Raw genomic sequence first — 15,913 nt, 5'->3', positions numbered from 1 at the left:
CCGGCGTGCCGCCAGTGGCGATCTATCTCAGGCGAAGGCCCAGATGTCCTCGGCCTGGAAGCCGACCTGGTAGCCTGATGTCTTGAGCTTGACCACTACCTCGCCGATTTCGGCCGCCGGCAGCGCGCCGACCTCGACCTTGATCATGCCCGGACGATAGCGCTTGAGATCGAGCTGTTCGAAGACGATCCAGTCGGCGCCCTCGCAATCGACCAGGAAGGCGTCGATATGCGTGATGCCGTTGCGGTCGAGCAGCGTCTGCAGCGTTTCCGACGGCACCTCGATATCCCTCACGTGCGGCGCGAACTTGTTGAAATTGGCGTCGTCCTCGCCCCAGGCATTCTTGCCCGACATCAGATTGGTGTCGGTGACCGACGAGCAGCCGATGAACTCGATCGGCAGCGTGCCGGCCTCGAGTGCCGCGGCATCGAAAGTGTGGACGGTGATCGTGCCCTTGGTCTTCGTCACCGCGACCGGTTCGATGACGAAGCGTTCCGTGTCGGGATAGTTGGCCCGCAACCGCTTCTGATTGTACGGGATCGGCTCGACCAGCACGGCCCGCGCCCGCGGAATGCGGTGCAGCCACGGCGTGACGTCGTCGAACAGCGCGCCGTCGCAAGCGCCGACATTGACCATCTGGAAGGCTTGCCCACCGCCAAACCGCGCCTTCAGCGCCGCCTTGGCCAGGAATTTCGTGCCACGCAACGCCGGCCCCCGATCGAGCAGGCCGGCGGGCAGGCCGAGCGAAAGGGCGATGCGCGCCAGCCCGGAAATGGAACTCATGGCTTACCTCCAGGTATGGCGATGGGCCGCCTTCCATTCAGGCTTGCCGACGCCCACAGCGCCATGATCGGGCCGACAAGCAAAAGGTAGGGCGGCAGAAGGTTCGGGAAGTAGATGCGGGTGTCGTGGATCGGAAAGACGGTGAATTTCGCCAGCACGCCGAGCACCAGTGCTGCAAGCAGGATGCCGGCGCGGCGATCGAGCCGGAAGCCGGCGCGGCCGAGCGCAAACCACGCGGCCAGCGCCAGAACCGAGACCCCGACCCAGCTGTTGATGCTGATAGCGCGAATGAAGGATGCGGCAAACGCCTTGAGATAGGCGCCAACCGAGAACGGCGGCTCGAAGCCATCCATATTGTAGTGCTGCTCGATGCTGGAGAACCACAGATGCGGCCACCAGCCGGGATGCTGGGCCCAGTGCGAAATCGCGAAATAGGCGACGAAGGACGCGGCAAAGCCGGCCAGCGCGCCCCACGCCCGCTGCCGGAAGACCAGCAGCAGCACGGCGAAAACGGCCAGGAACACGATGTTGTCCGGCCGCGCCATGAAGGCGAGGAAAAGCAGGACAGCGGTCGCTGCCTCGCGGCCGCGCATATAGGCAAGTAGGCCGCCGAGGAACAGGGCCGAGCACAACAGATCCGGGGTCGAGGCGCGTGCCGCGTCGCCGAAATCGGCCATGATCAGCACCGCGCCGGCCACCGGCGCCAGCGCCAACGCGCCTTCGGTTCGCAACCAGAGCAGCGTGATCATCCCGAACAGCAGCACCGAGACCACCTGCAGCACCCGCATCGCCTCGACCGGCGACATCACCGAACTCATCGTCGACAGCATCTCGGCGTAGAGGAACTTGATCCGGTACATGCCAAGCAGCGAGTGAAAGTCGGCGGCATTTTGCGCCATATGGCTGCGGAAGCCGCCGCCATCGTCTGTCAGCGCCTTGTAGTCGGCGGCCGAAACGCCGGCCTGGACCGTCCTGTAGGCATAGTCATGCAATGCCTGCGCATCGGGGTAAGCGCCCTCCTCGGCGATTGCGAGATAAGGCAGCATGTCCCAATTGGCATCGGGCATCGTCCAGGCGGTAAACGCCGTAAGCAGGATATAGAGCGAAAACGCGATCGCGCCGATTGGCGCGGCCCATCGCGCATAAATCCCCTCGCCCCACGCCAGAGCGGCCGCGGTCAGCCGGTCGAGTGTGTTTTGCGGGGCGGGAGACTTGCTCAGCATTGTCGGACTCGGGACTTCGCTCAACGGACTTCTTTAACGGACCTGGCTTTTGACGAAATCCTTCACGATCCCCACGATGCCGCGCGACAGCAGGCTATCGAAGGCATCGACGAAATGGTCGACATGCTCGCGCTGACAGATCAGCGGCGGCTCGAGACGGATGACGTTGCGGTTGTATTCGGTGAAGGCGACGAGCACGTCATAGTCGCGCAGCAACAGCGCGCCGACGAAGCCCGACAGCGAGCCCTTCAGCTTGTCGTCGAGGACGCTGACGATCGGACGCAGCACGATCGGCAAGGTCTGCGAGAAGTCGTGGAACTCGAGCCCGACCATAAAGCCCTTGCCGCGCACATCCTTGATGATCTTCGGGTACTTCTGCTTCAGCGCCTGCAGGCGCTGAAGCAGATAGTCGCCGGTAGTGGCGGCGTTGTCGATCAGCCCCTCATCATAGAGCACGTTGATGCCCTCGATCGCGGTGACGCAGGCCTCGCCCATGCCGCCAAAGGTGGCCATGGCATGGATCATCGCCGTCTTCGGCGTGCCATAGGCCTTCATATAGACCTCGCGCCGGGCGATCATCGCGCCGACCGCCGCCTTGCCGGCGCCGAGCGATTTCGCCAGCGCCGTCACATCGGGCACGACGCCATAATGTTCGAAGGCGTAGAAGCGGCCGGACCGGCCATAGCCGCACTGCACTTCATCAGCCACCCACAGCACCCCATAGTGGTCGCAGAGCGCGCGCAATTTCTGCCAGTATTGCGCCTCTGCCTGGATGATGCCGCCGCCGCCCTGGATGGTCTCGAGTACGATGACGCCGACCTCCGGGTCGGAGCGGAACAGCCGCTCGACCGCTTCGATATCGGCGAACGGAATGCGCACGGTGTTCTCAGCCATCTTGAAGTCCGCGCGGTAGAGCTGGCCGTCGGTGATGCCGAGCACGCCCTTGGTCTTGCCGTGGAAGGAATTCTCGGCATAGACGATTTTTGGCCTCTTCGGCCCGGCGGCGCGCTCGGCGAGCTTCACCGCCGCTTCCATCGCTTCCGAACCCGACGAGCCCAGAAACACCATGTCGAGATCGCCGGGCGAGCATTTGGCGATGTTGTGCGCAAGGGCCGATGCATATTGCGACATGAAGGCGATGGCGATTTCCTGGCGCTTCTCCTCCTGGAATTTGCGCCGGGCCTCCAGGATGCGCGGATGGTTGTGGCCGAAGGCCAGCGAACCGAAGCCGCCGAAGAAGTCGAGAATCTTGCGGCCGTTCTGGTCGATGTAGAACATGCCTTCGGCACGCTCGATCTTGATCTTGTGGAAGCCGAGCAGCTTCATGAAATGCAGCTGGCCCGGATTGAGATGCGCCTTGAACAGGTCGGTCATGCGCGCGACATCCATCGCCTTCGCCTGCTCGACGCTGATCAGGTCGGGCTTGGCGATGGCGGTAGGCGACAACGCCGGCGCGCCGACCATGGTGCGCGCGTTCGTCTGCTCAGGCTTGGCCATGACGGTCATTTCGGAGTTCTCCTGGTCGTCCCACTTATTCGGCGGGGGCATGATTGGCGGTGACGGCAAGCCCGTCTTTCTTGGCGCGGTATTCGCTGTAGGCGGCGATCAGCATGTCTTCGTCGCGATATTGCGGCACCCAGCCGAGCTGGCGCTCGGCCTTGGATACGTCGAGCACGCACTCCTCATCGGCGATCAGATATTGTTCGGGATCCATGATCGGCATGTTCATGAGATCGAGCAGGTCGAGGGTGCGCTTGACCGCCCAGCCCGGCGTCGGGATCAGCAGCGATTTCGAGCCGGCATGCTTGATCAGGTCGCCCAGCAATTTCTTCACCGGCGGCGGATTGAGGGAGCCCAGATTATAGGCCTGGTTGGGCACGCCTGCCTTCCAGGCCGCGCGGGCAGCTTCCGCGCAATCGAACACCGAGATGAACTGATAGGGGTTCTTGCCCGAGCCGATCATCGGCACAGGAAAATTCCAGTCGATCAGTTTGAACAGCTTTTCCAGGATCCCGAGCCGGCCGGGACCGATGATCAGACGCGGGCGAAACAGCGAGATCGACATGCCGCGCTTGCGCCATTGAGCGGCGAGCTCCTCGGTCTTCTGCTTCGACCAGCCATATTCGCCGAGCGGTGCGACCGGGTGCTCCTCGGTCATCGGCTGGGTGACCGTGTGGCCGTAGATCATGTCGGTGGTGTAGTGGACGAGCTTGGACGCGCCGGCCTTGTCCATCGCCTGCATGATGTGTTCGGTGCCGTGGAAATTCACCGGAAAGAAGAAGTCGTGACGCTTGGCCCGCACCTGGATCGGCGACAGCATTTTGGCCGACAGGTTGTAGACCATGTCGTCGGCCTTCAATCCGATGTTGGCCACCGAGGCCGTATCCGTGACATCGCAGGTGACGAAGCGAACGTTGCGATAGTGCGTCAGGTCGCTCTTGACGATGTCGGCAACGACAACCTCTTCACCATCGGCCACAAGCTTCGGGGCAAGATGACGGCCGACGAAGCCGTCGCCGCCGAAAATAACATGTCTCATCGAACGATCTCGCTGGTCTTGTCGGGGATGATGGAAGCGGTTTGGTCGTCATGCCCGCTCCCGCCCAAGTCTCGACCGCTTTGCGCGATCAGCACGGTGCCGATGCAAATGAAGGCGATGCCGGCAATGCGCCAGGCATTGAGGTCCTCGCGGAAGATGAAATAGGCGAAGATCGCAACCGCGACATAGGCAAGGCTGAGGAACGGATAGGCAAAGCTGAGCTCGACCTTGGACAGCACATACAGATGCGAAGCCATTGAGATGACGAAGGTGCACAGGCCGAGAAACACCCATGGGCTGAAAACGATCTGCAACAGCTTCAAAAGCGGATTGGTGCCTTCGAACGAAATCGGCCCGAGCGACATCATGCCTTGCTTCAGCATCAGCTGCGCCGCGGCATTGGTCATGACCGTAAACAGAATGAAGACGATATATTTCATATTTTGCACCCGCCACTCGCAACGGTCCTATTACTAACCTGCAAACATTTCGTGAAGTCACGACAATGCTTTGAGTAAACCACGAAACTTACGATCTATTCACTATGACCTATTCGGATTGTACCTATTCAGCTGCCTCGACACGCCCTGGCCGGACGTTGAGCTTTTTCGCCGTCCGCAGCCAGAAACTGGACACGAACGCCGGGTCGCGCAGCGCTTCAAGCCGCTGCCAATTCGGGAAGGAGGCCGCGAAAGTATCAGCGCCCATGCGCGCATCCTTGTACGGGTTGACCGCGCCGCCGGCCGCGACCGTGATGCGGTCGAGTTCGCTGAGCAGGGCCAGCGTCCTGTCGCCGCGATTGGGGAAATCCAGCGTCAACGTGAAGCCTGGCCGCGGAAAGGACAGCAGCCCCGGCGAGCGGATCGAGCCGAAGCGCTTCAACACGGTGAGGAAAGAGCCCTGCCCGGCCCGTCGCGCCGCCTCGAGCAGCGCCGGCACGGTCTGACGCGCGACATTTTCCGGCACCACGCTCTGGTGCTGGTAGAGACCTTTCGGGCCATACAGCCGATTCCAGTCGCCGACACCATCAAGCGGAAAGAAAAAGCCCTGGTAGCCGGTTTGGCTCGGCCCCGGCGAGCGCCCCTTCTTCCACCGATAGGCGGCGTTGAAGGCGGTGAGGAACGGCCGGTTGAGCACATTGAACGGCGGCTGGAACGGCACTGAAAAACGGGAGCCGGCGCGAGACGCCGCATGCGAACCGTACTCGGCATGATTGCCGGTCAACAACAGGCCGCGCCCGCGGCCATGGCCACCGGCAAGCTGGTCGATCCAGGCGACGGCATATTCATTGGCCTGGTCGGCGGCCTCGGCCAGTTCGAAGAATTCGCCAAGATCGGCAAACCGCGTTACCTTCTCGGCGATGTCGAGCGAATGCACCCGCATCAGCCGGATCGAGGCCGACAGGATCAGGCCGGTCAGCCCCATGCCGCCGATCGTCGCCGCGAACAGCCTTGCATTGTCGGTTGCCGAGCAGGTGTAGGTCCGCCCGTCCGAGCGCAACAGGGTGAGAGACTCGACATGGCAGCCGAAAGTGCCGCGCCGGTGATGGTTCTTGCCATGGACGTCATTGGCGATCGCGCCGCCAAGGGTGACGAACTGGGTGCCTGGGACCACAGTCGGAAAGAAGCCGTAAGGTGCAGTGTGCGCAATGATATCGGAGAGGAACACGCCGGCCTCCGCCTCGAGCAGGCCGGTCTCGGCATTGAAGGCGCCGATGCGGTTCAGCGGCCGCATGTCCACGACCGCACCTGGCTCGTTCTGGCAGGAATCACCGTAGGAGCGGCCATTGCCATAGGCGAGCAGAGCGTTCTTTGTCGCCTTGCCGCTTCGCATCAGCGCGATGGCATCGTCGGCCGCGATGGCTCGCTTTGCGGCCGGCGTGGCGAGGCCAAAACTCCGGTACCGTTCGCCGGCCATGCCCTACCAGCCTCCCGCGACCAGAAGGGCGGCGCCGATCACCACGACGATCTGGCTTCGCCAGTCGCGAATGATGAAGATGACCGGATCATCATTCATCTCGTTGCGGCGCGCCAGGATCCAGACCCGCATGGTCAAATACAGCACGATCGGCGCCAGCGGCCAGACCAGCCAGGGATGCGGATAGAGTTCGCGCACGGAGACGCTGTCCATGTAGAGCGCCAGCACCAGCGCCGAGGAGAAGGCCGACGCCATGCCCGCCTGGGCGACGATCTCCTGATCTTCGATGCGGTAGCCGCGACCGGCAATGCGCTCGCCCACCGGAATGGCTGTGGTGCGCAGTTCGACATAGCGCTTCACCAGCGCCAGCGACAGGAAGAAGAAAATCGAGAAGGCGAGCAGCCAGAACGAGACTTCGACCCCGGTCGCCGCAGCACCTGCCAGCACACGCACTGTGTAGAGCCCGGCCAGCGTCAGTACGTCGGCCAGGAGCATGCGCTTGAACGACAGCGAATAGGCTGTGGTCACCACCAGATAGCCGGCGAGCACGCCCAGGAACTCGATCGGCAACAGAAGCCCGGCGGCAATGCCGATCGCCAGCAGCACCGCCATCGCGCCGAGACCGAACGGGATCGACAAAGCGCCGCTGGCGAAAGGCCGGTTGCGTTTGGTCGGATGCTTGCGGTCGAGCGCAAGGTCGAAGAAATCGTTGAGAATGTAGATGGCGGAAGCCACGGCGCTGAAGGAGACGAACGCCAGCAAGCATTGCCAGATCATGTTGATGTTGAAGTATTCATGCGACAGCACCATCGGCACCGCGATCAGCGAATTCTTCAGCCACTGATGCACGCGCAGCATCTTGACGAATGTCTTCAATGTCCTTTTCGGCGCCGGCATCCTTTCGGCACTATGCGCGGCCTGCCAGCGCTTCGCACGGCGGTCGGGCGCCACGACGATGGCGTTGCGTGCGGCTCCGAAAACCTTGAGGTCGTGCCGGCTGTTGCCGGCATAGTCGAAACCGCCGTCGCCATAGGCGGCGATGAGCGCGTCGCGCTTGCGGCCCGAGGTCATGTTGTGGGGACCGTCGGTCGCCAGCACATAGTCGAAGACGCCCAGATGCGCGGCGATCGTCTCGGCGAACTTGCGTGGCGTACCGGTCGCCAGCACGATCTTGCGTCCGTCGCGATGGTCGGCGCGCAGCCGCTGCAGCAGCGCTTCGCGATAGGGCAGCGAGGCCGGATCGATGTCGATGCGGTCGGCAATCGCTTGTTTCAGCCGCGCCGGGCCGGCGGCCAGCCAGTACGGAACCAGGAAAACATAGAGCGGATTCTTCTTGAGCAGGATGAACAGGCCTTCCCAAAGAAGATCGGTCGCAATCAGCGTGCCGTCGAGGTCGACCGCAAGCGGGATTGCGTTCTTGTCCGACCGCGCATCCATATCTTTCCTGCTCAGCTCAAAAACCCGTCGCGCCACGTTTCGGCGGCTTGGTATCCGGCATAGCGAGCAACGGCGCAACGAACGTTAAAACGTCTGGTTGCAACGGATATGCGCCGGGGTATTTCCCTCGTCATCGTTAAGCAACCGTTGCCGTAGACGAGAAAAGGCCGGGCATTGCCCGGCCTCTGCAAGAGCTGCCTGCCGACTTTACTTGATGCGGGCAACGCCACCCGAGATTTCGACCGTTTCCGAGCCGGTCAGGGCCTCGAGGTCACCATTGGGCAAGGTGACGAAACAGCCGTTCGGGCAGAATTCCACGGTTTCGCCGGCGGCCAGCGCCAGTTCCGTCTTGCCGCCGCCTTCCGTCACGATCAGCGTACGGGTCTCAGCATCCTTGTTGACCGCGCTGGCGGCAAAGGCCGAGCCACTCGCTGCGGTAAGAGCGATGGCGACGACGAGCGACTTCCACATTTTGCAATATCGGTGCTTCCACACCGCCTCTGTTGCATTTCGCAAGGCATTCTCGCCTTTGCATGTGAGCTTATATGAGATGCAAGCTGAACCGCAACTGAATGCCGCATTCATGCCGCAATTGGTTTGGGAGGAGCTTGGGGCCTTAGCTGGGATCGGGTTTGCGGGCCTTGCGACCAGTTTTGGCCAGCCGCTTCGCCTCGGCGGCGGCTCTGGCCTCCGCCTGCTCCTTCTCGGCGAACTCGACCTCGACCTTGTCGTCGTCGATCGGCCATGCGTCGGTCTTCTTGACCTTGACCTCGGCGCGCGGCGTCGAGGGGATTTCTATGTGCTCGGCGTCAAAAGCATCGAGAACGGCAAAGCGGATATCGTTCTGAACGATGGCGCCGTTCAGCACATCGGCCAGGAACACGCGGATCTCGAACTCGAGTGCTGCCGGCCCGAAATTGGTGAACAGCACGAAGGGTTCCGGGTTCTTCAGCACCAGCGCATGGCCGCGCGCAATCTCAAGCAGGACCGCGTGTACCCGCTTGACGTCGCTGCCATAGGCCACCCCGACCTTGATCTCCACACGTCCGAGCTTGTTGCGGTGCGTCCAGTTGCCGACGGCGTTGTTGATGAGGTTCGAATTGGGCAGGATCACCGATTGCCGCTGGAAGGTCTCGATTTCGGTGGCGCGCACGCTGATCTTCTTGACCGTGCCTGAGGTGTCGCCGGCGACGATCCAGTCGCCGACCTTGAACGGCCGCTCGGCGAGCAGGATCAGGCCGGACACGAAGTTGGACACGACATTTTGCAGGCCAAAGCCGATACCCAGCGAGAGTGCGCCGGCAACGAGCGCCAAATTGGAGAGATCGATGCCCGCCGCCGAGATGCCAACGAGGCCGGCGAGCGCGACGCCGGCATAGCCGACCGCCAGCCGGATCGAGTTGCGCACGCCGGTATCGACCTTGCCGCGCGCCATCACCGAGCCGTCGAGCCAGCCCTGGAACCAGCGGGTCAGGAAATAGCCGATGATGAAGACGACGATGCCGGTGAGGATGCCGGTGACCGAGATCGTCACCGAACCGATGGTGACGCCTGTCGCCAATTTATAGCCCCAGGCCTGGATATCGCCGGGCTGGAAGCCCCACATCAACAGGATCAGCGGCAGGAACACCAGCACGATCATCAGGTTGATGGCAACGCTGACGACGAGGCCGAGTTGGTCGAGCGCGGTGTCCTCATAGCTGGAATTGGTCTTCAGCCAGCGCCCGATGGACGTGCCGGCGAAACCACCCTCCTCGCCGATCTCGCGCGCCGACAGGAAGCCGATATAGGCGGTGAGCAGGATGGTGCCGGTGACCACGACCTGCAACGAGACGAAGATGGCAAGACCGATATAGCCGAACAGCGCCGCCGCAATCGTGAACAGGCCGAGCGCGACACAGGTGTAGCGCAGCCAGGCCGGCCAGCGGCGCCAGCGCCCAGCGACGTCCTTGTAAGGCTTCAGCAGCGCCATCAGGATCAGGATGACCCCGACGATCACGGTGGCGACAAAACTCCTGGCCACCGTCAGCGACAGAGGCGAGCCCATCTTGTCGTTGACGATCGACAGGAAATTGTTGATGCCGATGACGACTGCCATGGCCGTCGTCAGTCGCACCAGCCAACGCGCCGGGCCGGTCTCGACCTGGATCAGGCGCCAGTTCGGCATGCTAGGCGACAGCGCCGCATTGGTCAGGCGGTTGACACAGAACACTATGGCGATGACGGCTGCCAGCGCGTTGAGGAACACGCCTATGTCGCCGCGCAGCACATTGTAATAATTGTACAGGAACACCGTCGAGGCGAGGAAGGCGCTGACCGCCAGCGTCGGCAGCAAGGTCGACCAGAACGCCACCGACAGGCGACTGAGATACGTCGGATCTTCAACCGACGCGTCGGGCTCGAAGATGCGCCCAAACAGGCGGCGCCCACCGACCAGAAGCACCACCGCCAAAGCAAGCGCCATGAGGGTCGCCGCGAGCATCGCCTGGAACTTGAACTTGAAGGCAAAGCTCAGCCACGATGACACCGCCCTGTAGAAGTTGGCGTATTCGTCCCTTGCGTCGGAAAACACCTGGGGGCTCAGTGCATCGGACAACACATAGCGCTTGGTCAGCCCGCTGCGAAACAGCTCGCTGCGCATGTTGCCGATCTTCTCGATCAGCGCATTGATGCGGATCGACAGGTTCTGCGCGCCGGCGATGACGGCGTTGATCTCCGCCTTTTCCGACGCCAGCGCCTGGCGCTCGCCGGTCACGATGTCCGGTTCAGGGGGCTGTCCGGCAGCCGGCGGTGCGCCAAGCTGCTCGAGCCTCGAATTGATCTCTCCCAGCCGCGAACGAAACGCCAGCGCGCTGTTCAGCGCAGCGCGCGACAGCTCTTCCAGCTGCAGGCGGATCTCGACAAGGGTGGTGTCGTCGACGCCGTCCTCCTGGACTTTCTTCTCCAGAGCGTCGGTCTTCGTCGCCAAACCCTGCAGGATTTTCTGCTGGTCGGCGACCAGCCCGGCAGGCGCCTGGCCCAGCCCCTGCGCCATGGCGCCGAACGAATGCGGCGCCAAGGCAACGAGCGCTAGGACCAGGATCAGGCGAAAGAAGCGAAAAAACATAATGGTGGCGACTCAAAGGGCGGCAAAGGCCGCCTCTAAAGCGGTCCTTGATAGAGACGCTCATCCCGTGGGGCAAGTCGTGGCGAAGCATGACAGTTGGGCGCCTTGCGGGAGTCGGCCAGTCGAAAAGCCATGGCGCAATCTTGGCTTTGCGCACGCCGCCTGCTCTATAGTCTGCCGCATCGCACCCGAGCCGGATGGCTTCAGGTCTGTTGGACCTGAAATCATCCGGCTCTAGAAATCAAAGATATAGAGCATGATGTCGTCCGAAAACCGCTTCACACTTTTCGGCATCATGCTCTAGGGATGACATGAAGAATGGCGGAATATTCAGCCCTTTCGCTTCTCACGAACGCGCTCAAGGGAAACAAGGACTGGAAGCCGGCCTGGCGCAAGCCCGACCCCAAGGCTTCCTATGACGTCATCATCATCGGTGGCGGCGGCCACGGCCTGTCGACGGCGTACTATCTGGCCAAGGAGCACGGCATCACCAATGTCGCGGTGCTGGAAAAGGGCTGGCTGGGTTCCGGCAATGTCGGCCGTAACACCACGGCGGTGCGCTCCAACTACCTTTTGCCGTCCAACACCCGCTTCTACGAACATTCGATGAAGATGTGGGAGAACCTTTCGCACGACCTCAACTACAACGTCATGTTCTCGCAGCGCGGCTGCCTGAATCTGGCTCACACGCCGGGCCAGTTCGACGACTTGGCCAGGCGCGGCAACGCCATGCGCCATCTCGGCGTCGATGCCGAGCTGATGAGCACCGCCGAGATCGCGCGCCTGGTCCCGGCGCTGGACATGTCGGCCTCCGCGCGCTTTCCCATCGTCGGCGGCCTGATGCAGCCACGCGCCGGCACCGCCCGGCACGATGCGGTTGCCTGGGGCTATGCGCGCGGCGCCGACCGACGCGGCGTCGACATCGTCGAGAATTGCGAGGTCACCGGCTTCCTGCGCGACGGCGACCGCATCACCGGCGTACAGACGACGCGCGGAGAGATCCGCGGCAAGAAAGTCGCCGTGGCCGTTGCCGGCAGCACCGGACGGGTGATGCAGCTTGCCGGCATCGACAGGATGCCGATCGAGAGCCATGTGCTGCAGGCCTTCGTGACAGAGTCGCTGAAACCGTTCTGCAACACGGTCCTGACCTTCGGCATGGGCCATTTCTATATGTCGCAGTCCGACAAGGGCGGCCTCGTCTATGGCGGCGATATCGACGGCTACAACAGCTACGCCCAGCGCGGTAACCTGCCCATCGTCGACGAGGTGATGAGCGAGATGCTGGCGCTGTTTCCCGGCCTTGCGCGTGTACGCATGCTGCGCTCCTGGGGCGGCGTCTGCGACATGTCGATGGACGGTTCGCCGATCATCACCACCGGCCCGCTGCCGGGCATGTATCTCAATTGCGGCTGGTGCTATGGCGGCTTCAAGGCGACGCCGGCCTCGGGCTGGTGCTTTGCATACACCATCGCCAAGGATGAGCCGCACGCGTTCAACGCGCCCTTCACGCTCGACCGTTTTTATCGCGGCCTGGTGATCGACGACAAGGGCCAGGGCGCAACGCCCCGGCTGCATTAGGGTTCAAACAAATGCTTATCACTTGTCCCTATTGCGGCCCGCGCGACGTCATCGAGTTCACCTATCAAGGCGACGGCAACCGCGAGCGCCCGCAGCCCGCCTCGCAGGATCTCGACGCCTGGAACGCCTATGTCTACGACCGGCTGAACCCGGCCGGCGACCACAATGAGATCTGGCAGCATTCCGGCGGTTGCCGCACCCATCTGAGGATGGTGCGCAACACGGTCACGCATGAGATTTCCAGCACCGGTTTCGCCCGCGTCGACCACAATGCCGGTGCCCGGCACAAGGCCGGAGGCAAGTCGTGAGCCCGCGCCGCACCGAGACCGGCGGCCGCATCGACCGCCTGCGCACCATCCGCTTCACCTTCGACGGCACGCCTTACACCGGCCATGGCGGCGACACGCTGGCCTCGGCGCTGCTTGCCAACGGCGTGACGCTTTTCGGCCGCTCGTTCAAATACCACCGCCCGCGCGGCCTGCTCTCGGCCGGCGTCGAGGAACCGAACGCGCTGGTGACGGTGCTGCGCGGCGAAGTGCGCGAGCCCAACATCGCCGCAACCATGGTCGAGATCTATGACGGGCTGGTGGCCGTCAGCCAGAACCGCTTTCCCTCGCTCGCCTGGGACATCAACGCCGTCAACCAGCTCGGCGGCAAGATCCTGGCCGCCGGCTTCTACTACAAGACCTTCATGGGCCCTGTCTTCGGCCCCTTGAAAGGCACCCGCTTCTGGATGTTCTGCGAGCATTTCATCCGCCGCGCCGCCGGCCTGGGCCGCGCCGGTATTGCCGCCGACACCTCGCGCTACGAGCGCATGAACGCGTTTTGCGACGTGCTGGTGGTCGGCTCCGGCCCGGCCGGCCTGTCAGCCGCCAAGGCCGCTGCCGACCAGGGCGCGCGCGTCATCCTGGCCGAACTCGGGCCGCGTTTCGGCGGCTCGGCCAACTGGTCCGGCGAGGCCATCGACGGCGCGCCGGCCGCCGACTGGGCGGCGCGCGCCGTCAGCCAGCTCGAAGGCCATGACACGGTCCGCCTGCTGCCGCGCACCACGGTGTGGGGCTATTACGACGGCAACACGCTAGCCGCGCTCGAGCGCGTCACCGACCACAAGGAAACGCCCGGCAAGGGCGAGCCGCGCCATCGCTACTGGGCGATCCGCGCCAAGACGGTGGTGCTGGCCACCGGCTCTTTCGAGCGGCCGCTTGTGTTCACCGGCAATGACCGGCCGGGCGTCATGCTGGCGCATGCCGCCGAGCGCTATGCTAACGATTATGGCGTGCTGCCCGGCGACAGGATCGCGCTGTTCACCAACAATGACAGCGCCTATCGCTCGGCGCTGGCGCTGAGGAAGGCCGGGGCGGCTATTGTCGCCATCGTCGATGTGCGCCCCGAGCTTTCGGCCGAAATGCGCAGCCTCGCCACCGAGGCCGAAGCCGAAATCCTCTCCGGCCATGCCGTGGTCGCCACCGAAGGCGGCAAGGCGCTCTCCGGCCTCAAGGTGCAGCGCTTCGACATGACCTCGGGCGCGCTCAGCGGTGACGCCCGCAGCATCCACGCCGATAGCCTGCTGATGTCGGGCGGCTGGTCGCCGACCATCCACCTCGCCAGCCAGGCTGGCGCGAGAGCCGAGTGGAATCCTGCCCGCCAGGCCTTCCTGCCGCCAAAGCAAACGCAACAGCGCTGGCCAAATCAGCAATGGATTGGTGCGGGTGCTTTCAACGGCAGCTTCTCGACCATCGAAGCGATCACTGAGGGCCGCGCAGCCGGCCTGTCCGCAGCGGGCGGAGCGGCTGCGCCGGCAGCCTTGCCGGATGTCGAAGCAGCCCCGGGAAACCCAGATCCGGCCCCGGTGTTCGAGATCAAGGCGAAAGGCAAAAGCTTCGTCGACTTCCAGCATGATGTCACCGCCGAGGACGTGCGGCTGGCGCATCGCGAAGGCTTCGTCTCGGTCGAGCATCTGAAGCGCTACACCACGCTCGGCATGGCGACCGACCAGGGCAAGAACTCCAACGTTCCGGGCCTCGCCATCATGGCCGAGGCGTTGGGCAAACCGATCCCCGAAGTCGGAACGACGCGCTTCCGCCCGCCCTATTCCGCGGTGTCGATCGGCTCGCTTGCCGCCGAACGCTTCGGCGATCTGAAACCCGAGCGCCTGACGCCCATGCATGACTGGCACCTCGCCAATGGCGCAACGATGTATTCCGCTGGCCTCTGGTATCGACCAATGATCTACGGCCTTGCCGGCGAGACGGTCGAGCAGGCTTATGTCCGTGAAGCCAGGGCGACGCGCGAAAGTGCCGGCATTGTCGACGTCTCGACGCTGGGCAAGATTGCCGTGCAGGGACCGGATGCCGGTGAATTCCTCGACCGCGTCTACACCAACATGTTTTCTACCCTCCCCGTCGGCAAGGCCCGCTACGGCCTGATGCTGCGCGAGGATGGCCTGGCCTTCGACGACGGCACCACCTGGCGGCTTGGCGAACAGGATTTCCTGATGACGACCACCACGGCCAACGCCGGCAAGGTGATGCAGCATCTGGAATATTTCCTCGACGTCATCTGGCCGGAACTCAAAGTGCATGTCACCTCGGTATCCGACGAATGGGCGGGCGCGGCCATCGGCGGGCCGAAGGCGCGGGCCATCCTCGCCGCCTGTGTCACCGGCACCGCCGTCGACAACACGGCCCTGCCCTTCATGGGCATCGTGCGCGGCGAGATATCAAGCGTGCCGGTGATGATTTGCCGGCTGTCCTTCTCCGGAGAAATGGCCTTCGAGGTCTATTGCGGCGCCGGCTACGGCACCCATGTCTGGCAAGCCCTTGTCGAAGCCGGCAAGCCGTTCGGCCTGGTCACCTACGGGCTGGAGGCGTTGGGCACGATGCGCATCGAAAAGGGCCATGTCACCGGCGCGGAGATCGACGGGCGCACTACGGCGCGCGACCTGCATCTCGACTGGATGCTGTCGAAGAAGAAGCCGTTCATCGGCTCGGCGATGATGGACCGCGAAGGCCTGATCGCGCCCGAGCGGCTGCAGCTGGTCGGCCTAGTCTCGCTCGACAACCGGCCGTTCAATGGCGGCGCCCACCTCGTCGAGGAACTGGACGAAGCCAATCCGCACGATTCCATCGGCCACATCACCGCGTGCTGCTATTCGCCGGCGCTGGGCAAGCACATCGCGCTGGCCCTGGTCGAAGGCGGCAAGGCGCGCCATGGCACCCGGGCGTTTGTCTCCGATCCGCTGCGCAAGCGGTTCGGGCCCGTCGAGATCGTCTCCAACCATTTCTACGACCCGGACGGGAGCCGCATGCATGGCTGAGCGCCAATCACCCG

Annotated in this window: 12 protein-coding genes; 3 read left to right on the top strand and 9 right to left on the bottom strand. The window is 63.5% G+C overall.

Annotated features, from left to right (window positions below; all coding sequences use genetic code 11):
• Positions 1 to 27 precede the first annotated feature (27 nt).
• From ACYG9Y_RS08030 to ACYG9Y_RS07990, 9 genes are all read right to left on the bottom strand, one after another.
• The gene (locus tag ACYG9Y_RS08030) at positions 28 to 783 is read right to left on the bottom strand and encodes an FkbM family methyltransferase (protein ID WP_023688101.1); all 756 of its coding nucleotides are present in this window, start codon (positions 781 to 783) and stop codon (positions 28 to 30) included.
• Positions 780 to 2,006: a glycosyltransferase 87 family protein gene (locus ACYG9Y_RS08025; protein ID WP_023739099.1), complete on the bottom strand. Its 1,227-nt coding sequence runs from the start codon at positions 2,004 to 2,006 to the stop codon at positions 780 to 782. Before ACYG9Y_RS08025 ends, ACYG9Y_RS08030 begins: the two co-directional genes overlap by 4 nt.
• Positions 2,007 to 2,039: 33 nt before the next feature.
• A complete protein-coding gene (locus tag ACYG9Y_RS08020; protein ID WP_245260443.1) occupies positions 2,040 to 3,470 on the bottom strand; it encodes an aspartate aminotransferase family protein in 1,431 nt (476 codons plus the stop codon).
• A gap of 67 nt (positions 3,471 to 3,537) precedes the next feature.
• Entirely contained in the window at positions 3,538 to 4,545 is a 1,008-nt protein-coding gene (locus ACYG9Y_RS08015; RefSeq protein ID WP_023739101.1) for an NAD-dependent epimerase/dehydratase family protein, read from the bottom strand.
• Positions 4,542 to 4,985: an EamA family transporter gene (locus tag ACYG9Y_RS08010; RefSeq protein ID WP_023688097.1), complete on the bottom strand. Its 444-nt coding sequence runs from the start codon at positions 4,983 to 4,985 to the stop codon at positions 4,542 to 4,544. The genes ACYG9Y_RS08015 and ACYG9Y_RS08010 overlap by 4 nt, the downstream gene beginning before the upstream one ends.
• A 124-nt stretch (positions 4,986 to 5,109) precedes the next feature.
• A complete protein-coding gene (locus tag ACYG9Y_RS08005) occupies positions 5,110 to 6,462 on the bottom strand; it encodes an FAD-binding oxidoreductase (RefSeq protein ID WP_023739102.1) in 1,353 nt (450 codons plus the stop codon).
• 3 nt (positions 6,463 to 6,465) lie between these two features.
• Entirely contained in the window at positions 6,466 to 7,899 is a 1,434-nt protein-coding gene (locus ACYG9Y_RS08000; protein WP_023739103.1) for a UbiA family prenyltransferase, read from the bottom strand.
• A gap of 207 nt (positions 7,900 to 8,106) precedes the next feature.
• A complete protein-coding gene (locus tag ACYG9Y_RS07995) occupies positions 8,107 to 8,370 on the bottom strand; it encodes a hypothetical protein (RefSeq protein ID WP_023670370.1) in 264 nt (87 codons plus the stop codon).
• Positions 8,371 to 8,515: 145 nt separating this feature from the next.
• Positions 8,516 to 11,005 carry a mechanosensitive ion channel family protein gene (locus tag ACYG9Y_RS07990; protein ID WP_023739104.1) on the bottom strand — a complete coding sequence of 830 codons (2,490 nt, stop codon included), beginning with the start codon at positions 11,003 to 11,005 and terminating at the stop codon, positions 8,516 to 8,518.
• A 318-nt stretch (positions 11,006 to 11,323) separates the two neighbouring features.
• Between ACYG9Y_RS07990 and ACYG9Y_RS07985 the strand changes: the two genes are divergently transcribed.
• From ACYG9Y_RS07985 to ACYG9Y_RS07975, 3 genes are read left to right on the top strand one after another with little or no spacing between them, the layout of a single operon-like run.
• A complete protein-coding gene (locus tag ACYG9Y_RS07985) occupies positions 11,324 to 12,583 on the top strand; it encodes a sarcosine oxidase subunit beta family protein (RefSeq protein WP_023699269.1) in 1,260 nt (419 codons plus the stop codon).
• A gap of 11 nt (positions 12,584 to 12,594) precedes the next feature.
• Positions 12,595 to 12,891: a sarcosine oxidase subunit delta gene (locus tag ACYG9Y_RS07980; RefSeq protein WP_023710790.1), complete on the top strand. Its 297-nt coding sequence runs from the start codon at positions 12,595 to 12,597 to the stop codon at positions 12,889 to 12,891.
• Positions 12,888 to 15,899, top strand: a complete 3,012-nt coding sequence (locus ACYG9Y_RS07975) for a sarcosine oxidase subunit alpha (protein ID WP_023739105.1) — start codon at positions 12,888 to 12,890, stop codon at positions 15,897 to 15,899. Before ACYG9Y_RS07980 ends, ACYG9Y_RS07975 begins: the two co-directional genes overlap by 4 nt.
• Positions 15,900 to 15,913: the final 14 nt, after the last annotated feature.

The sequence above is a fragment of the Mesorhizobium sp. W050 genome (genome assembly GCF_054719535.1).
Note: the sequence above shows the minus strand (reverse complement) of the source record. Positions and strands in the feature narration are given on the sequence as shown.